Below are 23,288 nucleotides of genomic sequence, written 5' to 3'. Positions count from 1 at the left end.
ATCCTATAAACATCATTTTAAATAAATTCAGGGGGTCGGAAGGGCGTCCATTATCATCACTATAATAGGGGCGTACCTTTTCAAGAAGAAAAGAAAAATCAATATGTTTATCAATTAAACGGAGAAGGTGATTGTCAGGAACCAAGTCATCAATAGTTACAAATTAAATTCATTTTGGGTTGATACTTTTGGTTTAAACATATATTTCACCACTTATTATTTAATTTTTAATTATGTAGAGAGCTGTACACTATAGATTTAAACTTTGTTGAATTGCGTGGAAGGCACGTAGACTCCTGCGGGACTAGAAGGTCAGGGTGAGACCCCACAGGAGCGCAAGCGACGAGGAGGCTCACCGACCGCCCGCGGAAAGCGAAGTGCCTGGAGCGCAATTCAACAGACATATTTCAAAGCCTTTTATAATAATATTATAACAAATTAACGCGGTGAATCGTTAAAATACTTGCATAAAAATAAGAGGCTGTCGAAAGTTTCTCGACAGCCTGTCGGTCGAGTACGACCGATTTTTTTATTTAGCTTAGGAAACTAATTTGAACCATCATGACTGCTAAAAAGATGACGGAATTGATGATTTCATAAACTCCAATTTTCATCGGTGATAATGGTTTTCCATAAAAAGCAATTGCTCTATACAAACTTGGGATATATGCAATGGCAACAATCCAATAACCCAAAACAAACCAAACGACTAGTAATAGGGAATGATATACCCAGGATATCCATTTGAATTGGCGGTTTTTTTTCTCTCTAATCATTGTTTTTACGTAAAATGTACAGCCAGCAAAGAATAATATAGACACCGAAAATACAAGCAGGGCTTCCAATGTAATCTGTCCTTGTCCAAGGTAGCTGCTAGCTAAGCCCGCGATAGAAAATGCAATTATAGCACTAAAATCATTCATCAAAGCCCGATCATTATTCTTTGAGGTATAATAAGCATTTATAATAAAAAAGGGAATCATCATCAATCCAAAATAAACAATGGAAGGCATTTTAAACAATGGAACAAATAACAAAATTAAGGCAGGCAGTAAATAGATGACCGTCCATTTACTGTAGAATTTGATTTTTTTCTTCTTGAATAACATAAGCATCGGGTATGTTGCTAAATACAGTAACACCCAGCCAATAAAAAATGGGATATGCTGCCATGTAAAGCCGCCAGCAATAACTCCTAACCAAAACGGGATAATAATCATCGCCCATGCACCATGCTGTTTTGGTAAGAATAATTTCATCTTCGTTCCACTCCTTTTCTCTGCTTACCCCTACTATAAGGCAGCAAAAATCCAAAAAAAGTGAAACACATCACATTTAGAGACAATAAAAAAGAAGGCAGGCTGCCTTCTAACAAATTTGTCACTTTTACGCTATTTTAACTTTTTATTCCGCATTAACGGGTAGTAAGACCCCCACTGACGGAAGTTTCACTTTAATCATCTTTTTGAACGTATTGTTTGATCTTTTCTGCAATCTGAAAGACTGCATTTTTATCAGATATATGGAAGAAAGGAACCTTTAACGTTTGACTAACCGCGAACAACTCCTTTTCCCAACAAATAACAGCTTTAATATGATCCAGTTTTGATAAGAGTGGCAGGTCGGCATCACTTTTGATTAATATCAACTTAGGATAAGATTCATGCTTATGGCCTTCGATTAAAAGGATTTCCGGTTGCAAGCATTCCATTAGGCTAATTTGCTCCTCTAGGCTCCAGCTAATTGCATTTGCCTGAAGAATCATACTCCCATCACCTTCCACTATTGAAGCACTTGCCCCTGCTTTAAGATGACGGGATGAATCCTTTTGTGGGGTGCCCTCCGGTTTACCGCCATGACCGTGATGCTTGATGGTCATGACTCGATAGCCCTGTTCTGTTAAAATTTGTATTAATGACAACAAGAAGGTTGTTTTCCCGCTATTTTGGTATCCTACCACTTGAAAGATCACGGGTTTTACCAAGGCCACTCACTACCTGTTTGATCCTCTAAAAGAAGGATATCTACCTCACAGCCGGCCTGAAACCCTCTTGTTCCACCTGGCAGAATCATTAATGAATTGGCTCCCGAGAGGCTCATAATGATATTGGACTTATCCAATCCACTCGGAGTTACACTGAGCCTGCCGTCTCTAATAGAGAAAGCACTTCGGACAAATCTTGTAAATGGATTGGCCTTGGGAAAGTCAACCTCAAGGATTGCTTTTTCTTTACGCAAGTGCGGGAAATTTGAACATAACATTTTCCGAATAATGGGACGGGCAAATAATTCAAATCCAACATAACAGGCAGAAGGATTACCTGAAAGCCCAAATAACAGCTTGCCTTCTAGTTGGGCTATAGTCGTGACACTGCCAGGTCTCATTGATACCTTGTTAAATAATACTTCTGCCCCAAGTTTCTCATATATAGCAGGTAAATAATCAAAATCTCCAACTGAAACTCCACCTGTTGTAATTAACATATCTACCGTACCAAGAGAATTTTTCACCGCGTCAAAACAAGTATCAAATTCATCAGGTAATTTACCAAAATAATGGACAGTTGCCCCCGATCTCTGAATTTGAGCTGCTATCATATGTGAATTACTATTTCTAATTTTGCCTGGAATTAATTTTTCATCTACTTCCAATAGCTCTGTACCAGTTGCAAATAAGCCAATAAGTGGTTTCTTCGCTACAGGTACTTTATCGTATCCAAAGGTTGCAAGCATTGCTTTTATCCCAGGATTAATCAATACACCTTTTTTCACCAGCACCTCACCTTCTTTGGCATCTTCACCTCGAAAGGATACATTGTCACCTGAGTTAAAACTTCTTTTTATTGACATATATGCGACATTGTCTTTTTCGTAAGTCTTGGCCACCTCAAACATGACAACAGCATCTGTACCTTCTGGCATCATCGCTCCAGTCATAATTCTTACAGCCTCATAATCACCAATGACCTTGGAAGTAGTCATACCAGCACCAAGATGATCGACAACTTTAAAATCCACTGGGCTATTTTGAGATGCTTCTTTTGTATCTACCGATCTGACAGCAAATCCATCGTAAGGAGCCCTGTCAAAATGTGGAACGTCACTCGTCGCGACTAAGTCATCAGATAAAAAACGTCCAAAACTTTCATCTATTGAAACATATTCTGTTTTTCCAGTAAGGTTAAATTCCATTACTCTTTTTACCGCATCCCCAACGGGTATTGGTTTTCTTCTTTCTAGCAAAACAATCAACTCCTGTATTTCAACAATAATTTATGTAGAATAGCACCTTCATTATTCATTATAAGCCTACCTAATACAGGCTGACATAGCAAATATCACAAATAAGGCGATTTATAAAAAAATAATGAAATTATTATAAAAGTGTGATTCAGGTCACCTAAAATTTCATCAGATTCTATTATGCTTAACTTAGAAATACCGATGTTTAAATTTAAGGAGGATATTGTTCATGATCACTTTCCCATTTTCAACTAATACATTAGTTAAAGATATTGTAAATGAGTTTCCAAAATCTAGTGATATATTTAAAAAATTCAGAATTGACTTTTGCTGCGGAGGTAACATTCCACTATCTCAAGCGATTGAACAAAATGGAATAAAGGAAGAAATCTTATTGGGTGAATTAAGAGCTGTATATGAGAAGAACCGTTCAGCCGAAACAGATTTAGAAGTTTGGACCAAGTCTGACTCCACCACAATTATCGAACATGTAACGAATCATTACCACCGTACAACCGAGGAGGAACTAACTCTATTAAGCCCTTATGTAACAAAGGTTTCACGTGTCCATGGTGACAGTCACCCTGAGCTCTTAAGAGTTTATGAACTGTTTTATGAATTAAAAAGAGAATTAATCGAACACATGGCAAAAGAAGAAAAGGTTGTATTCCCGCTTATCAATCAACTTGCAGATGGAACAGTAGAAAACCGTGAAGAGGCAATTAACTTCATTGTTGAACTTGAAAAGGAACATGACCATGCAGGTGCGATTTTAAGAGAGTTACGTGAAATTACTTCTGACTTTACACCACCAATTGATGCTTGCGGAACATATCGATTGGTATACAAGCGCTTAGAGGACTTAGAAGGGTTGACCTTCATGCATGTACACCTAGAAAACAACATCCTATTCCCTAGATATTTCTAATTTCAGATGCATTTACAAAAGAGGGCTATCGAAAGCCTCTTTTTTGTGTAAAAAAACTCTCTTCAAAGAAGAGAGTTTAACCGCCGATATACGACATTTCTATTTTCTTTCGGTGTTTTGCCGTTTCTTCTGTTCTCTCATCCGAGTATCTGTCTGAGCGTTCGTTCCAAATCCCTGTTATTCTTTCAAGTAATTCTTCATCAGTAGCACCGTTTCTCATAATATTACGTATATCATGTCCATTCCCGTTAAATAGACATGTAAAGAGCTGTCCATTGGCAGACAATCGCGAACGAGTACAGCTGTTGCAGAACGATTCAGAAACAGACGAAATAAAACCAACATTTACATTTGTATCATTATAATTATATAACTTGGCCACTTCACCAAAATAAGTTGGATTAAGTGATTCTAACTTATAATGTTCCTTTAAGATTTCGTAAATCTGTTTCTTTGTTATGACGTCGTCCATTTTCCAACCGTTTGATGAACCTACATCCATGTATTCAATAAAACGAAGCTCAAGTCCGTTATTCTTACAGAAATCAGCCATTGGAATAATCTCGGAATCATTCAGACCTTTTTTTACGACCATGTTGATTTTCACCCCAAGTCCTGCCTGTTTAGCAGCTTCTATGCCATCTAGAACAGGCTTGGTTCCAACACCGCGGCCGTTAATCTGGCCAAATAACTCGTCATTAAGTGTATCTAAACTCACGTTAACTCTCTTCAGTCCGGCAGTCCTCAATGCTTCTGCTAGCTTAGGAAGTAACACTCCATTAGTAGTAAGTGCAATATCTTTTAGACCTTCAATACTTGAAAGCTTTTCCACTAAAATAGGCAAGTCCCTGCGAAGTAAAGGTTCTCCTCCAGTTAGCCGGATTTTTTCCACACCTAAGCTAACGAAAACCTTGGCAATTCTATCAATCTCCTCGTAGGTCAGCAAAGCACTTTTGGGTAAGAATTCAAAATCATCTCCGAATTGATCTGCTGGCATACAGTATTGACAACGGAAGTTGCAGCGATCAATAACTGAGATTCGTAAATCCCTAAGTGGACGATTATATTTATCTTTAATAATGGTCTTTTCCATTCATATCAACTCCATTATTTTCAAGAAGCTAGGTTTAGTATAAGTGTAACAATGTTTGAATTTTATGGCTACCACATTATTCACTATCTTAACATTTCATAACATATTTTTTTTCAAATAGATGACGATTTATAGACAATTGATATGATGTATCAACAATTTATACAATGATTATTAAATATTTCACTTCAAAATTAACTTAGTCCAATTTAGTTTTCACTATATTGTCATTGTTTACTTGTGTTTATAGCTAAAACCTGCGTTAGAATAAGGATAACAAAAAATGATTGGGCTAAGGAAACGACTTATTAAACTATGAGGTGATTTTAGATGATGACTAGTATGAAACCAACACATTCATTAGAAATTAAGGAATTACTCAGGTTTTCAGATAGGAAAATCAAAAGTGAAAGAGGAACTTACTTATTTCAAGAAGGAATGTTAGCTGAAGAGCTTTATGTTGTTCTTTCAGGTAAGGTTCAAATTAGTAAAATTACCTCTGACGGTCGTGAGCTTTCCTTGAGAATATGTGGGGCAAATGATATTTGTGGTGAATTAACTCTTTTTACCGACAATCCTCGTTACCTGCTTAGTGCAAAGGTTTTAGAGGAAGGTGAAATTGTTGCAATAAAAAAGGATGTTATTGAAAGTGAAATATTCCAAAATAGTAAGCTTGCATTCGAATTTATGAAATGGATGAGTGATCATTTCCGCAAAACGCAAACAAAGTTTCGTGATCTAGTATTAAATGGGAAACGGGGAGCACTTTTTTCAACCCTTATTCGAATGTCTAATAGCTATGGGATTCATAAAGATAATGAAATCTTAATTGATCTTCCATTAACAAACCAAGAACTTGCAAATTTCTGTGGTACCTCTCGAGAAAGTACAAATCGAATTCTAAGTGAGTTAAAAAAAGACAAGGTGATCAGCATTAAAAAAGGGAAAATTTCAATATTAGATCTTCAATATTTAAAAGATGAAATTGACTGTGAAAATTGCCCTGCCATTTATTGCAGTATTGAATAGGTAAGGATGGGAAACCATTCTTTTACTGAGGAATCAGCAGGTTTCGCTGCTTCCTCTTTTTTTGTCAGTTTGTTTGCTTTTCTCTCATTGCTTTTGGTATATAGACACAGAATGGTTCGCTTTCTAGATAATCCCCTGTCATTGCATAGGCTCTAGACCTTGAACCTCCACAAACATGGCGGAACTCACAAACTCCACACTTTCCTTTATAAAGATCAGGATTTCTCAAGGATGTAAAAATAGGAGATTCACGATAAATTTCTGCCAGTGGCTGCTCGCGAACGTTACCGGCTTTTACTGGCAGTAATCCGCTTGGATAAACATCACCAATATGTGAAATAAAGACAAATCCATTACCGTCATTTACCCCTTTTGGCGCCCTGCCAAGTCCGTCAATCGATCCTGTTAACCCTTGTTCTGTTAACGCGCTTAGATAATCGATCTCATCCTTCTGCTCCTTGACTTCACGCATTTTTTGCTGAATAACCACACGGCGGTAGTGCTGAGCAGCTGTTGTTTTAATATCGAAAGAAACGCGTTTACTTAGGTCATAAAGCCATCTAAATACCTTTTCATGCTCTACTGGTGAAATCATATCCGATTCTTGACCTCTTCCAGTCGGAACTAAGAAGAACACACTCCATAGAACACATTCAAGCTCTTCAACCATTTTGGCCATTTCGTCTAGGTATTCTATATTATACCGAGAGATGACTGTATTAATTTGGATCGGTATTTCAAGTTCATGCAAGTATTTAATCCTTTCCATTGTCAGGTCAAAGGAACCTGCAGTACCACGGAAATGATCATGAACTTCTGCTGTAGGTCCATCTATACTAAAGGCCCAGCGGGAAAGGCCGACTTCCTTTGCCTTTTCGATGGCTTCCTTTGTAACATTTGGTGTAGCACTTGGTGTCATTGAAACCCTTACACCTTTTTCGACAGCGTATTTTGCAATATCAAAGACATCTTCCCTCATTAAAGGGTCCCCGCCTGTAAAAACAAGCATTGGATTGTTCATTTCATATATTTGATCGATTAAATTTTTTCCTTCATCAAAGGATAATTCTCGTGGATCTCTTCTATATTGTGCCTCCGCACGGCAGTGCAGGCATTTTAACTGACACGCACGGGTTAACTCCCAAATGACAATAAATGGATCCTTTTTAAAATCTCGGCCAAAAGCCATATGAAACGCCTCCTAATACCGGCCATTTCAATCCAAACAGCCTTAATAACTGTATTATAAAGGTGAAAATAGTCTTATAAAGTGAACTACCTCACAACTAAGAAATGATATATGAACGAAATGTGAAACAAAACAAAAAACAGCAGAGATTCTGCTGTTTCTTGTTGCAATGGAGCGTATTAAATTAACGAATTCCTAGGGCGATTTTTGCGTAGCGTGACATCATTTCTTTGTTCCATGGTGGATTGAACACAATATTTACTTCAACTTCTTTTACTTCAGGAATATCTGCTAGTGCCCTTTTTACTTGATCAACAATTGTCCCCGCAAGTGGACATCCCATAGAGGTTAAGGTCATTGTTATGGTTACATTTCCCTCTTCATCCATTTCAGCATCGTATACTAAACCTAGGTTAACAATGTCTACGCCTAGTTCGGGGTCGATTACTAGTTCTAAAGCACCCATAATATTTTCTTTCAGTTCTTCATTCATTCTAAAACACTCCTCTATATTCATTTTAAAGATTTGTCTCAAACCAATTTACTGTTGCTTTTAGACCTTCACGACTGACTTTGTGGTCGGCCTGCTTATCTGTTATGAAGTGAATATTCTGTGCTTCAGGAGAATAGGTATCCTTATAGGACTGGTAAAATTGATAAGCTAATTTGAATGGAACAGTCTGATCCTTCTCTCCATGCCAAAATAATAGCGGCTTTCCATTTAATTTTTCAGGCTGAATACTTAAATCATATTGCCGAAGCATTGCCAACTGGTCTTCTATTTCTTTTTCTGAAAAGGGGACCTCAAATCCCTGGCTCTGTAACTGATCCATTTGCCATAAAGAAAATGATTCATAAGCAGGCATCCCCATTAAACTTACAGCTGTCTTAATCCAACTGTACTGCGTCAGGGCACCTAACGTTACAATCCCACCCATTGAAGTTCCAGCAAGTCCGATTCGATTTGGATCTGCTAACTCCTCTTGAACATAGTATTCCTTAAAGAGGTTTAGTTCATGGATTGTTTTAATGACAATCTCCCAAAAACGAAGATATAACTCCTTTTCAGTAAGACTTTGTTCTCTTTCGCCATGGTACGCTGCCTCGGGTAAAATAACCCGAAAACCTTTTTCAGCTAATAAATAAGCAAAATGAAGGTTATGTTCCTTACCGCTAGTAAAACCGTGAACAAAGATGATTAAGGGCAATGATTCTTTCTCTATATCCTTTTTAACTATTTGTAAAAAGGGAATATTCTTTAGTGTATCCTTTTCTACGATGACCACTTACTAGAACCTCCTGAAGCAAAGAAATTATAACGTTAATCAACTGGTTTTGAAGTGAAATTTTTTACATGTTAGGTATAAAATTGTTAACATAGTAATTAAAGTATTTCTTTTTATCTATTTACTTATATGGGTAGTGTAACATGTTGGTCGAAAAATTCATAAAAGAACGCTTTTTAGTAAACATCCCAGTAATTACCAGATGGCTTCATAACACCCATAAAAATGTACAAGAAGGAGTCCTTATGGCAGAAAAACATTTAATCGCGTTAGATTTAGATGGAACTTTATTAAAAGATGATAAAACCATTTCCAGCAAGACGAAAGAAGTATTAAGGAAAGCAAGAGAAGAGGGTCATGTAGTTATGATTGCTACAGGAAGGCCTTACCGTTCTAGTGAAATGTACTATAACGAGTTAAATTTAAACACACCGATTGTTAATTTTAATGGTGCCTTTATGCATCATCCGCGCGATAAAAGCTGGGGATTTTTTCACGATCCTCTCGATGTGAAAGTTGCTAAAGACATTGTTGAGGCATGCCGCTCATTTAATTTTCACAATATTATAGCTGAAGTCATCGATGACGTTTATTTCCATTATCATGACGAAAAACTTTTAGATATCTTCGGTATGGGAAATCCAAAAGTTACGACTGGAGACCTACGTAATTATTTAAAGGATTCTCCCACTAGTTTGTTAATCCATACAGAAGAAGAGCACTTAAAAGAAATTCGCCAGCATTTATCAAATGTTCATGCCGAAGTAATCGACCACCGCAGTTGGGCAGCACCATGGCATGTAATTGAAATTATAAAGGTTGGGTTAAGTAAGGCTGTTGGTTTAAAAAAAGCCTCGGATTACTTTAATATTCCTAAAGAACGAATTATTGCTTTTGGTGATGAAGATAATGATTTAGAAATGCTCGAATTTGCCGGACGCGGGATTGCAATGGGAAATGCCATTGCACAAGTAAAAAATATTGCTAATGAAACCACTCTCACAAACGAAGAAGACGGTATCGGTGTGTATTTGTCAGATTTGTTAAACCTTAAATAAATTTGTTTTTGTCACCATTGTTTACCTAATTGAAATCCTTTCATTAGAGCATACTATTTTGTGAGGCAGCCCTGCTGTTTCACACCAAGCTCACCAAATTGGAGGGATTCGAATGGGTAAACGAAACAAATCAAAACGCTTTGTCCAGCAAGGAAAGGATACCGTTACTAAACATGATGAACGTATTCCTTACCACTTGACCTATGCTGAAGCGGAAGCTCAGAAGATGGCCAATGTGCAAGAATCCTCGCTTGGGGGAATATAACTATGGGTAACCAATTATTCCAGGAAGCCAGAAGATTTGTTGAGATGGCAAAGTCTGCCGACCCTGCTGAACGCGATTCCGTTAAAGAGAAAGCAAAGAATGCACTAAGTTCTGCTTACGCTAATTCAACAATCGCAGAGCAAAGTCAGCTCCAAGAAATGCAAAATGAGCTTGAACAAGTGAAATGAATAGTGTAGAGAGAAAAGCTGGCACTCAAGTAAGTGCCAGCTTTTTCTACTGCTTAAACATCTCTAATACTAACGGATACACATTTTGTTCCTGCCCTTTATCATTTCGCTCGTAGAGTTTTAATATTAGTGTACCATTTTTAGGAAGCTTGTCCTTAGGAATGTTTATTTCTAATTTCAATTTCCTCCACTCATCCTCACTGCCTGCTACTTGGAGCTGCTGCTCTTTTAGAAGTTCTTCATGACCATCTTCCACCGAATATAGAACTAATCCATCCTTTGTCATTGTTTTTCCTGTTATTACATATTTACCATTATTGCCAGAAGCTTTCACCATACGAAACACTGGGTTTTCAGCAGGTATATATATATTTTGACTGTGAGAAAGAGATTCTTTCTGCAAAATCTTTTCTCCGTTCAGTTTATTGGGAATTAACCTTACATTTACAGTATATTCCCCCTCAGGTACTCTTTTACCATCATCAAAATAATCCCATTGGTCAACTATCGTAAAGGCACCACCTGGTTCAATTGTGACCTGCTGAAGTGCCTGTAGGAAATAACGATCTTTTGAATAGAGGTATACTTCCTTCCCTGTTACATCTACGACCGATATCTCAATGAGTTGAGAGGATTGGAATTCAAAGCGCATCGGGAAATCAACTTTATTCTCTATTGTAATCTCGAACTCAGCCGATTCAGGGCCCACTCTTGGTATAACTGTCATTTGAAATGTAGGTACACCATCATTTTTCTCTTCAATACCATGAAGACCTAGTAGCAATGGGTATAACAATACCAAAATAAACATAACTATACGCATTTAACTTCTCCCTTCTTTATTCACGTCTAAAGAATCCATAAATCCCTGTTGTTTGAATAATGTTAGTGAAGGCATTAGGATCAATTTCTTTTATAATCCTCTCTAAATCAAACAGCTCATACCGAGTAATTACAATCATCATGATATCTCTTTCTTCATTAGAAAACCCCCCTTTTGCGGGTATCATGGTAATACCTCTTACTAGCTGAGAATGGATTGCTGTTTTAAGTTCATTTGCCTTTTTAGTAATAATCATCGCAGTTAGTTTAGCATGTCTCGTATGGATGGCGTCGATTACCCGTGTCGAAGCATATAGTGAAACAATCGTGTACAATGCTTTCTCCCATCCGTAAAGAAAGCCAGCGGTTAAGATAATGATACCATTTAAGGTAAACATATAGGTGCCGATCGGTTTGTCTTTCATTCTAGATAGGACCATCGCAACAATATCTAATCCTCCGGTTGACGCTCCCCATTTTAAGGTTATCCCAACACCAATGGCTAATAATACGCCGCCAAATACTGCATTAAGAAGGATATCAGTTGAAACCTGTGTTATAGGGATTAATTCTAAAAAGGCCGAAGATAGGATTACACTTAAAAAACTATATATGGTAAATGACTTCCCTACCTTAAACCATCCAAGAATGGCAACCGGTATGTTTAGTAATAGTAATAATAGTCCCATTGATACGTTAATTGGAGTTTGTTCTGTTAACACTTTAGAGAGTAATTGTGCAATACCGGTAAAGCCGCTTGAATAAACATTTGCAGGAATTAAAAATAAGTTTATTGCAAGTGCATTTAAAAATGCGCCCACGACGACAATCATAGTTTTTTTTGTCTGGAGCCAAAACATCCGACCATCCCTTTCTTAAGTAAAGAAACACTATTTTCAATAGATAATTGTATTTTTTTGTTGAAACCGATAAACTGAAATTATATTAGTTTGAAAGTAGGTGAGCTTCATGCAGGTAAAAATACTAGCTGACAGCGCATGCGATTTACCTAAAGATTTTTATGCTGAACATAACGTGACATTATTTCCATTAAAAGTTCATGTAAATGGCCAGGAATATGACGATGTGAAAACCATTGATTCTAAAACTGTTTATGATGCCATCCGGAGTGGTGATGTACCAAAGACATCACAGGTTTCCCCGCTTTTATTCCAAGAGGTTTTTACGAAAATGGCGGAAAACAATGAGAACGGAATCTATATTGCTTTCTCTTCTGAGTTATCTGGTACATATCAGACATCTCTTATGATTCTTGACCAAGTGAAGGAAAAATATCCAAACTTCAATCTAACAATAGTGGATACAAAATGTGCCTCGCTTGGATACGGTCTAGTCGTTAGGGAGGCAGTACGAAAATCAGAACAAAATGGCTCTAAAGAAGAAATATTAAAAGATGTTCTATTTAGAAGTGAACATATGGAGCAGTTGTTTACAGTAGAAGATTTGGAGTATTTGGCAAAAGGCGGTCGTGTTTCTAAGGCATCTGCATTCCTGGGTGGCTTATTAAATATTAAGCCTATTCTTAATGTAGAGGACGGAAAACTTGTTCCGATTGAAAAATTACGTGGTAAGAAGAAAGTTCTGCGCCGTTTAATCGAATTGATGAGAGAACGCGGTACGGAGATGAATGACCAAGTGATTGGAATAAGCCATGCCGACACAGAAGAAACTGCTATAGAAGTGAAAGCAATGATTGAAGAAGAGTTCCATCCAAAAGAAGTATATATTACCTCCATCGGCTCTGCTGTCGGAGCTCATACAGGGCCAGGAACCATTGCTATTTTTTTCCTAAATAAACGTTCATAAAATAAAAATAAGTGAGGGATCCCTCACTTATTTTTATTTTCGTTTTTATTATTTACTTATGGTCTGTCTTTTTAGAGTATTGACGTTTACCTTCTTGACGATTCTTCTCACGCATCATGTTTTTCTCATGTCGAAGTGCATTGTTGTCCTGTGCTTTCTTATCGTTATCAGATGTGTGCGGCATCTTTATACCCCTTTCAATTTGCTATCGGTCATTAGTTTCTGTCATTTTGAAAAGGAGTATGTAATGAACCTTAATCTTTCTTCTGATAAGTCCAGTTGCCCTCTTGATATACTCTGCCATCTTTCAATAATTTTCCAATGGCTCGCTTAAAAGCCCCTTTACTTAATTGAAAACGCTCTTGTATTTCTTCAGGCATGCTCTTGTCGGTGTATGGCATTGCGCCGTTTCTACTTAATAAATATTCGTAAATTCTCTCGGCATCTTGGTCTTGTGATTCCTCTTTCCTAGCCAGCAAGGATATATTGACTGTACCATCCTCTTTGACGTCAATGATTCTTCCCTCCACCTTTTGCCCAAGACGCGGCTCTTTAAGTCGCTGCGACTCATGGATAAAACCTTTAAACCCTTCAAGAGTATAAATCCAGCTGCCTACCTTTGCTGTTCGGTAGATATGCCCTTGAATATTTTTGTTAAAGTCTTTGCGTGTTGCTTTAGTCGAAATTGATTCTATGATCGGGTCAGAAGCAAGCCTGGCATATAAAAGGTAATTGCGATTCACCCTTAAAGTAACATATACTAAATCGCCAGCTTTAGGCCAAACTGACTTATGAACAGGGAGGTCATCTATTCCTAATAATAAATCCTTTTTAATACCAATGTCTAAAAACACGCCAATTTTAGGATTGGTGTCAGTTACTTTAAGCCATGCATAGCGTCCTATAGCAACCTCTGGTATGGTTGTAGTGGCAGATGTACGGCCTTCAGAATCCACATATAGAAACACCTCGACGGATTCATTTTCTTCATATTCACGGTCTGCCTCATTTATGTGCAGTAATACATCTTCGTTTCCATCTGTCAAAAAGTAGCCAAAAGAAGCCTTTCGGGCAACCGTTAATGTGGTCGTTTGACCTGTAAGTTCATTTAATGACATATAACTCACCTTTTTCTGCTTTTTCTTATTGTCTAGCTACAGTGCCTAGGGGCTCGGGTCATAAGCCAATCCGTCATGAAGGTTAAAGTGCGAACCTTCATAACGACTCGTCTTATGCCTGTCGCCCCTGGACAAGGCACTTCCGCTTTTCTGACTAGCTGCAGCGCCATGCGCTTCCGCATTTCTTGTATGAACTGCTATATTTTACTATAATGTAGGCATAAAGGGAAACTTTTGCAAAATTTCGCAGTCTACATACTAAATCTAATTATCGGAGGTTTCAAAATGTCAAAAGATAGTTCATTTGATATTGTATCCAAAGTCGAGTTTACTGAAGTCACAAATGCCATTACTGCAACGATGAAAGAAATTAAAACGCGCTATGATTTTAAAGGTAGTAAGAGTGACGTTACCCTTGATAAGGAAGAGCTTGTCCTTGTGTCAGATGACGAATATAAAATGGATCAGCTAAAAGACGTCCTGCTGGGAAAATTAATAAAAAGAGGTGTTCCGGTAAGGAATCTAGATTATGGAAAGATTGAAAAAGCCTCTGGAGGCACTGTACGACAGAGAGCTAAACTTGTCCAAGGTATTGATAAAGAAAATGCTAAAAAAATTAATACCATTATTAAGAATAGTGGTGTAAAAGTAAAAAGCCAAGTTCAGGATGATCAAGTTCGAGTTAGCGGGAAAAACCGTGATGATTTACAAAAAATTATTGCTTTAGTTCGGGAAGCAGATTTAACGGTTGATGTACAATTTATTAATTATCGATAATGATCTTAGGTGAAAAGGAGCAATCCTCTTTCACCTTTTTTGTTTCTTGGCTCTGTTAAATTTGATTGTTGATTTCCATTCCAGGCACTACGCTTTCCGCGGGCGACCGCAGGACGTTGAATAGCTTCTTGGAATTTGCCCACGCACGAAGAAATTGCGATAGCAATTTCGAGGAGTCTTCGTGCCTTCCATTCCAATCAACTTGTGGTAATAAATCAACATAATTCTTTAACAGAGCTTATTTCTTAAATAATTTCACCGATTTTCCCCAAACTATTATGGTAACTATATTCGAGGGGGATTGAAGTGAGTAATAATCAACAGTCACAGAAGAAGACGTTTCCGCCACAGCATCAAAACCGACAACCTGGGATTGAAAGTGAGATGAATCCTCGTCCGATTTCAGTTGACTCAAATTACAAGGGTTCCGGAAAATTAGCAAATAAAACGGCAATTATTACCGGGGGAGATAGTGGTATAGGAAGATCAGTAGCTGTTTACTTTGCCAAAGAAGGAGCTAATGTAGCTATTTCTTATTTGGATGAACACGAAGATGCAGAACAAACTAAGCAATTAGTGGAAGCAGAGGGAAGACAATGCCTGCTGTTTGCGGGTGATATTGGCAGTGAAGATTTTTGTCAGGATATTGTTAGTAAAACCATTGACCAATTCGCAAAGGTTGATATTTTAGTAAACAATGCAGCCGAACAGCACCCACAGCAAAGTTTATTAGATATAACCTCTGCCCAATTAGAAAAAACCTTCCGAACCAATATTTTCTCATACTTTTATATGGCAAAAATGGTACTTCCTCATTTTAAGCCAGGTGCAGCGATCATAAATACTGCCTCTATTACTGCTTATGCCGGAAATGAACAATTATTAGATTACGCGTCAACAAAAGGTGCCATTGTCAGCTTTACACGTTCCCTAGCAAAATCACTAGCCTCAAAAGGAATCCGAGTGAACGGTGTTGCTCCGGGACCAATTTGGACCCCGTTAATACCTTCTACCTTTTCTGAAGACCAAGTCTCTACCTTCGGATCCGATACTCCTATGGGCAGAGCTGGTCAGCCATATGAGCTGGCCCCAAGCTATGTTTATCTTGCTTCCGAAGACTCATCTTATGTAAGCGGTCAAATACTCCATGTCAATGGTGGAAAAATTGTGAACGGCTAAAAAACAGCTCCAGTACCATCGTAAAGTACTGGAGCTTAGAATAAATTAATTAATTTATGTCTTTACGTTTCCTTCTTCTCAATACCGTTATTAAGAACCACATAAATAATAAATAAACAGCAGCTAGTGCCCCTATTAACGAAAGGTTAATACCGCTTTTTTCTGCTAAAACATAAATTTCAGCTTCATCCCGATCGATAATAATCGGATATTCTCCATCATTATTTCGAACAAGGTCACCCTTAAGTAAACCGCGTAATTCCTTTTCCACATCAATTTGTTCACCTGTCAAGGTAACATTTTGTGACTCGCTCGAATTATTAATAGCAATAATAACCGTCTCATTTTCGTACGAACGTTTATACACCATCATTCCATTCTTGTCATAAATCATTTCTAAATCCCCTCTTGTCAAGGAAGGAAGTTGATTTCTTAATTCACCGAGCTTTGTAATAAAATCCATGAGTTCTTTTTCTGTTCGAAAATTCATTAAACGATGATTATCAGGAATTTCTTCCCCATTTAAGGCAATCTCACTGCCATAAAAGACCACTGGAATTCCAGGAGATGTATATAGAAAAGTTAACGCTGTCTTCCAGCGTGCACCAGGGAAATGTTTATTTTCAACAATATCACTCGTAAATCTTGTTGTCTTTTCATTATCGAAAAAATTAATCGACAATTGCGAGTCAGTTGCCTCACTTTTTGTATTTATTGGATGTAACGATTGATTATTTGATCCAAAAACCTCTCTAAGAATATTAGTAGAAGCATAGTCAAACATACCATCTATACCGGCTGCGAGATAATTTTCTTTTTGTAGCTTGGATGTAGTGGATGGAACACCGATTAAAATAAAATCTTCCTTTTCTTGTTTAATTTCGTCTGTAAACTCTGCCCAAAAGTTTATAGGAACGTGGTTTACATCCGGTAAACTATAGCCATCAATGTCCGTGTTTTCAATCCACCATTTGGCTGCTTTAAATAAATATTCCTTTACCTCTAAATTATTTTGATTAAGGTCTGGCAAACTATTAAACCAACCATTTTCAACCTGTTGCGGGTTGCTCCAATCATTGATTTCTCGCTTTTCATGAAACCAGTCCTCTTTAGATGGGTCTGATAGCCATGGGTGTTCAGCGGAGACATTATTAGTTACAAAATCAATGATTACCTTCAGCTCCCTGTCATGTGCTTCCTTCACCAATTTCTTAAATGTTTCTAGTGAGCCAAAATGTTCCTCTGTTTTATAAAAATCCTTAACCCAATATCCATGATAACCTCGTTCTGCATTTTCAAATATGGAGGTGAGCCGGATAGCAGTAAATCCCATATCTTTAATATAGTCTAGTTTATCAATGATCCCCTGAAAATCCCCGCCATTATACGCTAAGGGATCTTGGGTATTAACCTTAAGATCATTTTTTGTACTGCCATTATTAAAACGGTCAACCATTAGCGAATATATCGTTTCATCCTGCCAAAGCCTGTCTTCTTTTTGGGCATTCGCATATGTAGGAACTTCATATAGCAGTAGGGTGAAAAATACTAAATATAAGATTAATTTTTTCTTCATTTTATCTCCTCCTCATAAGAAAAGCGCTAGCGTGGAGCTAGACACTATGCAAAGTTCAAATTTTAACATTCCTATTTTTTTATAGAAAGGAAGAGGGATGCCCCCTTCCCTACACTATTTTAATCCATTCCGTGAGTGAATCCAAATTTTATCTTAGTCAGTTCACTATATTAATATTATATTCTTTAAACCAGATATGAAGCTGGACTAAGTAAGCTAACAATTGAGGACCTGTCATTAACTGGCCGAACCATGGCTCTTTAAATGAATTTCCGCCAGATTCCACAATTTCAACTAAGAGATCCTGGTTAAAAAACTCATAAAGAATAGAATTCTTATCTTTCAAAATGTCAGTCATCAGTTTCTGTACTGCAAATGTATACTCAGGGTTATGTGTTTTAGGGTATGGACTCTTTTTCCGATATAGTACTTCGTTTGGAAGTACCCCTTCGAAAGCTTTTCTTAGAATTCCTTTTTCCCTACCCTGATACATTTTGACCTCCCAAGGAATATTCCAGACATATTCAACAAGATGGTGATCTGAAAAGGGAACTCTCACCTCAAGACTTGCCCCCATGCTCATCCTGTCTTTCCTGTCGAGCAGAGTGGTCATAAAATGTGTCATATTAATATAAAAAAGCTCTCTCCGTTTTGACTCCTCGAGGCTTTCTCCTTCTAACCTTGGTGTTTCAGAGATAGCTTCATTGTACTTATCAATTACATAGTCACGTAATTTTAATTTTGTCTGCCAAGATGGCTTTAATAACTGATTTCGTTCGTGAACAGAACGCATCCAAGGAAAACCAGGCCGCTCTAAATCATCCTTACGATGAAACCAAGGGTAGCCTCCAAAAATTTCATCCGCACATTCCCCTGAAAGACTTACAACGAAGTCCTTTTTTATTTCTTTACAAAACCAAAGCAGTGAAGAGTCTACATCCGCCATTCCAGGATAATCCCGGACATAAACAGCTTCTGTTAAATCCTTCACTAATTGCTGCTGAGAAATTTTTCTGAAATGGTGCTTTGTATCAAACTTGTTTGTAACAATTTGAATATATCTTTCATCGGAGTCTGGTTGAAACTCATTTGATTCAAAGTATCGGTCATTTCCTTCATAATCAATCGAGTAAGTGTGAAGCTGACCTTTATCCTGTGCTGCAAATCCTTGTGCTGCAATAGCTGTGATGATACTTGAGTCAAGACCTCCCGATAAGAATGTTGACAAGGGCACGTCAGATACAAGCTGTCTCGTCACTGCATCAGTAACCAAATAACGAACCTTCTCTGCTGTTTCCTCAACACTATCCAAATGCTGATTGCTCTTTACATTCCAATAACGCCAAATTTTAAGGCCGTTTCTAGAAAAAGTGAGCGCATGGGCAGGTCTAAGTTCTTTGATTCCCTTAAAGATTCCTGTTCCTGGTGATTTAGAAGGGCCCATTCCCAAAATCTCAGAAAGTCCCTCTTGATCTATTTCTGTTTTTATTCCTGGGTTGGCTAATATTGCCTTTATCTCTGATGCAAATAAAAGGCCACTTCCTGACTCTGTAAAAAACAATGGTTTTACCCCTAAACGATCCCGGCCAATAAAAAGCTGTTCTTTCTTCTGATCCCAGACCGCAAAGGCGTAAATCCCGTTCAAGTAATTTACACACTCTTCTGCCCATTCTATATAGGCTGTTAACAGAACTTCAGTATCAGAATGCCCCTTAAAGGAATATCCTTTAGTAAGGAGAACCTTGCGGATATCTTCTGTATTGTACAACTCTCCGTTATAACAGATTGTATAACCATTACCTTCTTTTTGTTTGGTCATTGGCTGTTTTCCCCCTTCAGGGTCAACAACAATCAGCCGCTTATGACCAAGTCCAACATGTGTATCGTGCCAGAGATTGGTCTCATCTGGACCTCTCTTTGCAAGAGTATTTGCCATTATTTCGAGGGTCTTGCTCTCTTTTCTCATATTCTTACTAAAATCAACCCAGCCTGATACTCCGCACATATTTATTCACCTCTCACTAGTAGTCGTGCACTGGATATTCACCTGCATGTGTTATTGTATTCAGCCCAAATTATTTGGTAAATTGTCCAATTTATGAGAAACAGGTTATAAAAATTATCGAAGATGTCTACAAAGAGAAATGAGAGCATCTAAGTACGGAGGTTAAAGATGAATCGACAGCAGCGAGAAAGACTTTATGATTTTCAATTAAGAGCATATAATGAAGGCACTGTTGAACAGATAAATGATCAATGGATTTTTTTTGATGAGGAAACAGAAGAAGCCGCCATGTTAGATGATTTTATACAACAAGAGATTGAAATATTTCGCTTAAATCGCTGGAAAAAGGGACTTTTAGTTGAAATAGGTAAAATTCGAATTGGAAATGAAATGATCATGCTAAAAGACAACGACTCTGTGCGAATAAGGAAGCATTTAATTTACTCCCTAGAAAGATTATTAGAAGGTATTAACGACGATGCTTTCTTTCAGTTCGTAACAACATTAAACTCATTAGATTTCAGCATTTATGATTGTATCTACTGCTATAATCACTTATCTTTTTTATCTGACGAGAATCGAAAAGACGGTGTAAACTTTATTGTTTTTGACAATCAAGAACAGATATGCAATGTTCAGCACCACTTTTGTTATTATGAGAAGGTGAATGACCGTTTCGAATTCACGTTGAACACAGGAAAACGGCTAATTATCGAGAAAATTATTTCCTGAAGAAAAGCGCAAGCGCCTTGGTCAGCCCCGACTAGCATAAGACGAGCGGCTAGAAGGTTGCTTTTTAACCTTCTTAACAGATTGGCTTATGACTTCGAGGGGCTAGCGCTGGAGCTAGACACTAATCTTTCATAGAAAAAAAGCTGCAAAAATTGCAGCTTTTTTCTATGGGTTTAAAAATGACATTGGTAATGAAACAAAGCCTAAATATAAAACAAGTGCGAGTGCCACTACAAATTGAATCCAAGTAATTGAAGTTTTACGATTACCAGCAGTTTTTCCTAGAATCATTTCAAATAGGGCAATCACCCAGATTCCTGCTGCTAATTTTAGGATATAAAGCAAAGTATACTGCATTGTCATATCAAAAATATTCGGTAGAATCATAAAACCAGTTGCTATAATTAGCAAATAGAAAACTCTTAAAATCATATGAACAATTTTTGCACCTTTTGCTTTTGCTCCCTTGTATAAGAAAAGCGCAACCACAAACAAAATTAGAGCTAAAAACCAAGCAGTAATATGACCGTGAATCATCTAATTTCCTCCTAAATTCGAATCATTATCCGAAAATTATCATATCACAGCCTGTCCTAAATTACTAAGATAAAGTGAAACTTTCATCAGTGGGGATTTTCTTCATCCCCCACCTAGAATTTCTCCTTCTCACTCATAACCTTAAGGTGGGGGTCTTACTGCTCGTTAATGCGGGATAAATACAACAAATAACGTAGTAAGTTTGTTTTTGTTAAGAATCGACCGTTACCTTTTTTTCTTAATAGTTAAGGTCGGTCCATCCAAAACTAAAGGAGGAATGAGCGCAAAAAGGTGTGATCCATCTGGGAGTCTGTCATCAATAATTGGGAAACTTTCTTCCACTCTTCTGCCAAGAGGAGCAACAATTGCCTGAAGTACCTTTAAAATATGGTCGTTGTCACGAAAGTTTATTTTTGTAAGTTCTAGCTTTCCTTTACGTTCACAATATACTTGGTTTGGCGCATTCACCATCACTTCAGTAACTTCACCATCGAGAAGCAGCGACATAAGTGGATTATCACATTTATTAGCTTTTTTTCTTTGTCCCCAGTAAACCGTATTTAATGTAAATACCTGGGATGAATGATGTTCTACAGGAAATCTTTCAATACTTACATTCTGTTGTTTCTGTTTCAAAATACCCATACAGCTTCCCACCCCTTGTCCAAATTTTCCCATAAATTGGTTTTCCAGGGTTAAATAAAATAACCCCGCCTTTACCGAAAGGGGGGAACATAGAACCACTACAGTTCATAGGAAACTATGAAACCATAGAAACTTTTATGAAAAACACCCTATTCTTTCGGTAGCTGGCTGGCATCGTGCTATGCACCTTAGCCCCTATAGCTTTGCGTCACTGATTTTCATCAGTTTTGCCTTTATCGAGAATCAGTGTTAAAAGGACTGGCTGATCTCTTACTCCCATCATAAATTGTTTTCTACGAATCGAAAATCCTACTAAAATACTATTTACCAATGAAACTGATAGGCATTTTGGACTATTTGTAAATTTTACATCATGATAATGAACTAAACCTTAAAATTGTCAGTCACACTTACCCTACCACCTCCATGACACTTTTTTGGGCGAATGAATCACATTACATTCACCCATACATACGATATTAGCAATAATACACAAAAAAGGGTGTTGTTCATGCCAGCAATTGTTGGAGCCGCACAGGTAATTTCACTTGGAAACAGTTCTGTATTCCATATTGGTGATGTCTATAAAATCATGCCATTTTCTTCTGCAAAAACCTTTTCCGGGTCAGGTTCCTTTAATACTGGGGAAAGTTTAAATGTTCATAACAGCTTAAGCTCAACAAACACATATGATTCGGATATTATGGACCAAGGAATACTTCTCAATGCTTGAGGAATCGGGGGGTTAGGATGAATTTTTATATACAGCAGTCCATACAAATCAATTTTATAAAAATCGGCAGTATTGCCAACTCCTCTGTTCTGCAAATCGGCAGTTCAGGCATAATTAAACCTGCATCATATTTATATAATACAGGGGGCTTTACTGAGCCAGCCCCTGCAGCTGTCCAGACTGGCGATACTAGTCACGGAGCATTGGCAGTGCCCTTACAAGCACCCGTCCGGGTTCAAAAGTAGAAGTGAGTGAGGTGATTTTATGTACCAGGATTATTCACAAATGCTTCAATGGTTACAGATGACGATTCAAGCCCAAGAAAATAGAATAGCAATGCTCGAGCAAACATTACAAAAAATGAGCGAGGAAATAAAACAAATAAAGGGTAAACCCTCAATTAATGTTGAAAAAATTGAGTATAAATTTGATCAGTTAAAAGTTGAAACTCTTGATGGCACATTAAATATCGGCTTAAACCCATCTGATCTATCCGCGATTGAAGACTTTGCTGTACAAAATCAATCAGTAAACACCCCATTCTCTCCTAAAATGCAGATGCAAAGAACGGTGAAAATCGAAGATGAAATTTTCCGTTACTTAGAGTCAGACCTACCAGCTTTGTTTGAGGATACTAAAAAGAATCTTAATGTCGAGATTGATGATTCCTATCTGGCTTTTATCAAACAAGATATCCAAAAACAACTCCCTTCTAGAATTGAATATCATCTCAAAGCCGCTTCCTCTAATGGGCGCTCTGGAAGTGGGGAAGGCGATGACGCAAACATCATTGAGTTAATTAAACAGGAGATTCAAAATGGAGTCACTGTTTTTATTAATCATTTACCCGAAAACGCGAAAGGAATGAAACAGCAATGAACTTTGAAGTCTATAACCGCGAACTACATGTAGACACAATTAGAATCCTAGGGGTTGCAAGCTCCTCTTTAGTAATGATCGGTGACACACAAACCATCCAATTAGCATCAACATTTGACACACCTGCTGAATCGTTAATAATAGGTCCATTTGTTCCGCTATTACCAGAAAGGGGATAA

29 protein-coding genes and 1 riboswitch are annotated in these 23,288 nt (G+C 37.5%); of the genes, 13 read left to right on the top strand and 16 right to left on the bottom strand.

Annotated features, from left to right (window positions below; all coding sequences use genetic code 11):
- The 4 genes from BTR25_RS18060 to BTR25_RS18045 all read right to left on the bottom strand — a co-directional run.
- On the bottom strand, window positions 1-154 hold a 154-nt coding region (locus BTR25_RS18060; protein ID WP_483295268.1), incomplete at its 3' end, for a transposase.
- Between the two features lie 379 nt (window positions 155-533).
- Complete coding sequence (locus BTR25_RS18055) at window positions 534-1,259, bottom strand: YwiC-like family protein (protein WP_075689435.1); 726 nt, start codon at window positions 1,257-1,259, stop codon at window positions 534-536.
- A gap of 194 nt (window positions 1,260-1,453) precedes the next feature.
- Window positions 1,454-1,990 carry a molybdopterin-guanine dinucleotide biosynthesis protein B gene (gene mobB / locus BTR25_RS18050; protein WP_075689434.1) on the bottom strand — a complete coding sequence of 179 codons (537 nt, stop codon included), beginning with the start codon at window positions 1,988-1,990 and terminating at the stop codon, window positions 1,454-1,456.
- On the bottom strand, window positions 1,978-3,243 hold the full coding sequence (locus BTR25_RS18045; RefSeq protein ID WP_075689433.1) for a molybdopterin molybdotransferase MoeA: 1,266 nt from the start codon (window positions 3,241-3,243) through the stop codon (window positions 1,978-1,980). Before BTR25_RS18045 ends, mobB begins: the two co-directional genes overlap by 13 nt.
- A gap of 229 nt (window positions 3,244-3,472) precedes the next feature.
- On the opposite strand from BTR25_RS18045, the gene ric reads away from it, so the two are divergent.
- Window positions 3,473-4,171 carry an iron-sulfur cluster repair di-iron protein gene (gene ric / locus BTR25_RS18040; protein WP_075689432.1) on the top strand — a complete coding sequence of 233 codons (699 nt, stop codon included), beginning with the start codon at window positions 3,473-3,475 and terminating at the stop codon, window positions 4,169-4,171.
- A 76-nt stretch (window positions 4,172-4,247) separates the two neighbouring features.
- Here the strand turns inward: ric and moaA are convergent, their stop codons facing one another.
- On the bottom strand, window positions 4,248-5,264 hold the full coding sequence (gene moaA / locus BTR25_RS18035; protein WP_075689431.1) for a GTP 3',8-cyclase MoaA: 1,017 nt from the start codon (window positions 5,262-5,264) through the stop codon (window positions 4,248-4,250).
- Window positions 5,265-5,594: 330 nt separating this feature from the next.
- Between moaA and BTR25_RS18030 the strand changes: the two genes are divergently transcribed.
- Window positions 5,595-6,293 (top strand): Crp/Fnr family transcriptional regulator, encoded by a 699-nt coding sequence (locus BTR25_RS18030; RefSeq protein WP_139311278.1) that lies wholly within the window; start codon window positions 5,595-5,597, stop codon window positions 6,291-6,293.
- A 64-nt stretch (window positions 6,294-6,357) separates the two neighbouring features.
- Here BTR25_RS18030 and BTR25_RS18025 read toward each other — a convergent pair whose 3' ends face one another.
- The 3 genes from BTR25_RS18025 to BTR25_RS18015 form a co-directional block, all read right to left on the bottom strand.
- Entirely contained in the window at window positions 6,358-7,482 is a 1,125-nt protein-coding gene (locus BTR25_RS18025) for a TIGR04053 family radical SAM/SPASM domain-containing protein (RefSeq protein ID WP_075689430.1), read from the bottom strand.
- 184 nt (window positions 7,483-7,666) lie between these two features.
- Entirely contained in the window at window positions 7,667-7,975 is a 309-nt protein-coding gene (locus tag BTR25_RS18020) for a metal-sulfur cluster assembly factor (RefSeq protein ID WP_075689429.1), read from the bottom strand.
- Window positions 7,976-8,000: 25 nt separating this feature from the next.
- Window positions 8,001-8,768: an alpha/beta fold hydrolase gene (locus tag BTR25_RS18015; RefSeq protein WP_075689428.1), complete on the bottom strand. Its 768-nt coding sequence runs from the start codon at window positions 8,766-8,768 to the stop codon at window positions 8,001-8,003.
- 245 nt (window positions 8,769-9,013) lie between these two features.
- Between BTR25_RS18015 and BTR25_RS18010 the strand changes: the two genes are divergently transcribed.
- From BTR25_RS18010 to BTR25_RS18005, 3 genes are all read left to right on the top strand, one after another.
- Window positions 9,014-9,826: a Cof-type HAD-IIB family hydrolase gene (locus tag BTR25_RS18010; RefSeq protein ID WP_075689443.1), complete on the top strand. Its 813-nt coding sequence runs from the start codon at window positions 9,014-9,016 to the stop codon at window positions 9,824-9,826.
- Window positions 9,827-9,938: 112 nt separating this feature from the next.
- Window positions 9,939-10,091 (top strand): hypothetical protein, encoded by a 153-nt coding sequence (locus tag BTR25_RS27730; protein WP_175596822.1) that lies wholly within the window; start codon window positions 9,939-9,941, stop codon window positions 10,089-10,091.
- A gap of 2 nt (window positions 10,092-10,093) precedes the next feature.
- Complete coding sequence (locus BTR25_RS18005; protein ID WP_075689427.1) at window positions 10,094-10,279, top strand: DUF3813 domain-containing protein; 186 nt, start codon at window positions 10,094-10,096, stop codon at window positions 10,277-10,279.
- A gap of 46 nt (window positions 10,280-10,325) precedes the next feature.
- Here BTR25_RS18005 and BTR25_RS18000 read toward each other — a convergent pair whose 3' ends face one another.
- Complete coding sequence (locus tag BTR25_RS18000; RefSeq protein WP_075689426.1) at window positions 10,326-11,102, bottom strand: BsuPI-related putative proteinase inhibitor; 777 nt, start codon at window positions 11,100-11,102, stop codon at window positions 10,326-10,328.
- Between the two features lie 16 nt (window positions 11,103-11,118).
- Entirely contained in the window at window positions 11,119-11,961 is an 843-nt protein-coding gene (locus BTR25_RS17995; protein WP_075689425.1) for a YitT family protein, read from the bottom strand.
- Between the two features lie 109 nt (window positions 11,962-12,070).
- Here BTR25_RS17995 and BTR25_RS17990 point away from each other — a divergent pair, with 109 nt between their 5' ends.
- Window positions 12,071-12,928 carry a DegV family protein gene (locus BTR25_RS17990; protein ID WP_075689424.1) on the top strand — a complete coding sequence of 286 codons (858 nt, stop codon included), beginning with the start codon at window positions 12,071-12,073 and terminating at the stop codon, window positions 12,926-12,928.
- Window positions 12,929-12,980: 52 nt separating this feature from the next.
- Here the strand turns inward: BTR25_RS17990 and BTR25_RS17985 are convergent, their stop codons facing one another.
- On the bottom strand, window positions 12,981-13,112 hold the full coding sequence (locus BTR25_RS17985; protein ID WP_075689423.1) for a DUF3941 domain-containing protein: 132 nt from the start codon (window positions 13,110-13,112) through the stop codon (window positions 12,981-12,983).
- A 70-nt stretch (window positions 13,113-13,182) separates the two neighbouring features.
- Complete coding sequence (locus tag BTR25_RS17980; RefSeq protein WP_075689422.1) at window positions 13,183-14,046, bottom strand: CvfB family protein; 864 nt, start codon at window positions 14,044-14,046, stop codon at window positions 13,183-13,185.
- 285 nt (window positions 14,047-14,331) lie between these two features.
- Between BTR25_RS17980 and BTR25_RS17975 the strand changes: the two genes are divergently transcribed.
- A complete protein-coding gene (locus BTR25_RS17975) occupies window positions 14,332-14,823 on the top strand; it encodes a YajQ family cyclic di-GMP-binding protein (protein WP_075689421.1) in 492 nt (163 codons plus the stop codon).
- A gap of 306 nt (window positions 14,824-15,129) precedes the next feature.
- Entirely contained in the window at window positions 15,130-16,002 is an 873-nt protein-coding gene (locus BTR25_RS17970; RefSeq protein WP_075689420.1) for an SDR family oxidoreductase, read from the top strand.
- Between the two features lie 49 nt (window positions 16,003-16,051).
- Here the strand turns inward: BTR25_RS17970 and BTR25_RS17965 are convergent, their stop codons facing one another.
- Complete coding sequence (locus BTR25_RS17965) at window positions 16,052-17,578, bottom strand: alpha-amylase family glycosyl hydrolase (RefSeq protein ID WP_075689419.1); 1,527 nt, start codon at window positions 17,576-17,578, stop codon at window positions 16,052-16,054.
- Window positions 17,579-17,735: 157 nt separating this feature from the next.
- Complete coding sequence (gene asnB, locus BTR25_RS17960) at window positions 17,736-19,583, bottom strand: asparagine synthase (glutamine-hydrolyzing) (RefSeq protein WP_075689418.1); 1,848 nt, start codon at window positions 19,581-19,583, stop codon at window positions 17,736-17,738.
- Window positions 19,584-19,751: 168 nt separating this feature from the next.
- On the opposite strand from asnB, the gene BTR25_RS17955 reads away from it, so the two are divergent.
- The gene (locus tag BTR25_RS17955) at window positions 19,752-20,315 is read left to right on the top strand and encodes a DUF2777 domain-containing protein (protein WP_075689417.1); all 564 of its coding nucleotides are present in this window, start codon (window positions 19,752-19,754) and stop codon (window positions 20,313-20,315) included.
- Between the two features lie 165 nt (window positions 20,316-20,480).
- Here BTR25_RS17955 and BTR25_RS17950 read toward each other — a convergent pair whose 3' ends face one another.
- Window positions 20,481-20,852: a YisL family protein gene (locus tag BTR25_RS17950; RefSeq protein WP_075689416.1), complete on the bottom strand. Its 372-nt coding sequence runs from the start codon at window positions 20,850-20,852 to the stop codon at window positions 20,481-20,483.
- A 225-nt stretch (window positions 20,853-21,077) separates the two neighbouring features.
- Entirely contained in the window at window positions 21,078-21,497 is a 420-nt protein-coding gene (locus BTR25_RS17945; protein ID WP_075689415.1) for an ATPase, T2SS/T4P/T4SS family, read from the bottom strand.
- Window positions 21,498-21,653: 156 nt separating this feature from the next.
- Window positions 21,654-21,739, bottom strand: a riboswitch (cyclic di-GMP riboswitch).
- Window positions 21,740-22,008: 269 nt separating this feature from the next.
- Here BTR25_RS17945 and BTR25_RS17940 point away from each other — a divergent pair.
- Genes BTR25_RS17940 through BTR25_RS17925 form a run of 4 tightly spaced genes read left to right on the top strand, consistent with a single transcriptional unit; the run spans window position 22,009 to window position 23,288 of the window.
- Window positions 22,009-22,230, top strand: coding sequence for a spore germination protein (locus BTR25_RS17940; protein WP_075689414.1), 222 nt, complete (start codon window positions 22,009-22,011; stop codon window positions 22,228-22,230).
- 17 nt (window positions 22,231-22,247) lie between these two features.
- Window positions 22,248-22,475 carry a spore germination protein GerPB gene (locus BTR25_RS17935; protein WP_075689413.1) on the top strand — a complete coding sequence of 76 codons (228 nt, stop codon included), beginning with the start codon at window positions 22,248-22,250 and terminating at the stop codon, window positions 22,473-22,475.
- A 19-nt stretch (window positions 22,476-22,494) separates the two neighbouring features.
- Window positions 22,495-23,109 carry a spore germination protein GerPC gene (gene gerPC / locus BTR25_RS17930; protein ID WP_075689412.1) on the top strand — a complete coding sequence of 205 codons (615 nt, stop codon included), beginning with the start codon at window positions 22,495-22,497 and terminating at the stop codon, window positions 23,107-23,109.
- Window positions 23,106-23,288, top strand: a complete 183-nt coding sequence (locus BTR25_RS17925) for a spore gernimation protein GerPD (RefSeq protein WP_075689411.1) — start codon at window positions 23,106-23,108, stop codon at window positions 23,286-23,288. Before gerPC ends, BTR25_RS17925 begins: the two co-directional genes overlap by 4 nt.

Origin of the sequence: Bacillus sp. MRMR6 (assembly GCF_001940785.1) — a bacterium.
Taxonomy (GTDB): domain Bacteria; phylum Bacillota; class Bacilli; order Bacillales; family Cytobacillaceae; genus Neobacillus.
Note: the sequence above shows the minus strand (reverse complement) of the source record. Positions and strands in the feature narration are given on the sequence as shown.

What these genes read in the sequence shown, in the direction of transcription:
- BTR25_RS18055 (WP_075689435.1), bottom strand. Translation starts at nt 1,259, where the DNA reads ATGAAATTATTCTTACCAAAACAGCATGGTGCATGGGCGATGATTATT.
- ric (WP_075689432.1), top strand. Translation starts at nt 3,473, where the DNA reads ATGATCACTTTCCCATTTTCAACTAATACATTAGTTAAAGATATTGTA.
- moaA (WP_075689431.1), bottom strand. Translation starts at nt 5,264, where the DNA reads ATGGAAAAGACCATTATTAAAGATAAATATAATCGTCCACTTAGGGAT.
- BTR25_RS18030 (WP_139311278.1), top strand. Translation starts at nt 5,595, where the DNA reads ATGATGACTAGTATGAAACCAACACATTCATTAGAAATTAAGGAATTA.
- BTR25_RS18025 (WP_075689430.1), bottom strand. Translation starts at nt 7,482, where the DNA reads ATGGCTTTTGGCCGAGATTTTAAAAAGGATCCATTTATTGTCATTTGG.
- BTR25_RS18020 (WP_075689429.1), bottom strand. Translation starts at nt 7,975, where the DNA reads ATGAATGAAGAACTGAAAGAAAATATTATGGGTGCTTTAGAACTAGTA.
- BTR25_RS18010 (WP_075689443.1), top strand. Translation starts at nt 9,014, where the DNA reads ATGGCAGAAAAACATTTAATCGCGTTAGATTTAGATGGAACTTTATTA.
- BTR25_RS27730 (WP_175596822.1), top strand. Translation starts at nt 9,939, where the DNA reads ATGGGTAAACGAAACAAATCAAAACGCTTTGTCCAGCAAGGAAAGGAT.
- BTR25_RS18005 (WP_075689427.1), top strand. Translation starts at nt 10,094, where the DNA reads ATGGGTAACCAATTATTCCAGGAAGCCAGAAGATTTGTTGAGATGGCA.
- BTR25_RS18000 (WP_075689426.1), bottom strand. Translation starts at nt 11,102, where the DNA reads ATGCGTATAGTTATGTTTATTTTGGTATTGTTATACCCATTGCTACTA.
- BTR25_RS17995 (WP_075689425.1), bottom strand. Translation starts at nt 11,961, where the DNA reads ATGTTTTGGCTCCAGACAAAAAAAACTATGATTGTCGTCGTGGGCGCA.
- BTR25_RS17990 (WP_075689424.1), top strand. Translation starts at nt 12,071, where the DNA reads ATGCAGGTAAAAATACTAGCTGACAGCGCATGCGATTTACCTAAAGAT.
- BTR25_RS17985 (WP_075689423.1), bottom strand. Translation starts at nt 13,112, where the DNA reads ATGCCGCACACATCTGATAACGATAAGAAAGCACAGGACAACAATGCA.
- BTR25_RS17980 (WP_075689422.1), bottom strand. Translation starts at nt 14,046, where the DNA reads ATGTCATTAAATGAACTTACAGGTCAAACGACCACATTAACGGTTGCC.
- BTR25_RS17975 (WP_075689421.1), top strand. Translation starts at nt 14,332, where the DNA reads ATGTCAAAAGATAGTTCATTTGATATTGTATCCAAAGTCGAGTTTACT.
- BTR25_RS17965 (WP_075689419.1), bottom strand. Translation starts at nt 17,578, where the DNA reads ATGAAGAAAAAATTAATCTTATATTTAGTATTTTTCACCCTACTGCTA.
- asnB (WP_075689418.1), bottom strand. Translation starts at nt 19,583, where the DNA reads ATGTGCGGAGTATCAGGCTGGGTTGATTTTAGTAAGAATATGAGAAAA.
- BTR25_RS17955 (WP_075689417.1), top strand. Translation starts at nt 19,752, where the DNA reads ATGAATCGACAGCAGCGAGAAAGACTTTATGATTTTCAATTAAGAGCA.
- BTR25_RS17950 (WP_075689416.1), bottom strand. Translation starts at nt 20,852, where the DNA reads ATGATTCACGGTCATATTACTGCTTGGTTTTTAGCTCTAATTTTGTTT.
- BTR25_RS17945 (WP_075689415.1), bottom strand. Translation starts at nt 21,497, where the DNA reads ATGGGTATTTTGAAACAGAAACAACAGAATGTAAGTATTGAAAGATTT.
- BTR25_RS17940 (WP_075689414.1), top strand. Translation starts at nt 22,009, where the DNA reads ATGCCAGCAATTGTTGGAGCCGCACAGGTAATTTCACTTGGAAACAGT.
- BTR25_RS17935 (WP_075689413.1), top strand. Translation starts at nt 22,248, where the DNA reads ATGAATTTTTATATACAGCAGTCCATACAAATCAATTTTATAAAAATC.
- gerPC (WP_075689412.1), top strand. Translation starts at nt 22,495, where the DNA reads ATGTACCAGGATTATTCACAAATGCTTCAATGGTTACAGATGACGATT.
- BTR25_RS17925 (WP_075689411.1), top strand. Translation starts at nt 23,106, where the DNA reads ATGAACTTTGAAGTCTATAACCGCGAACTACATGTAGACACAATTAGA.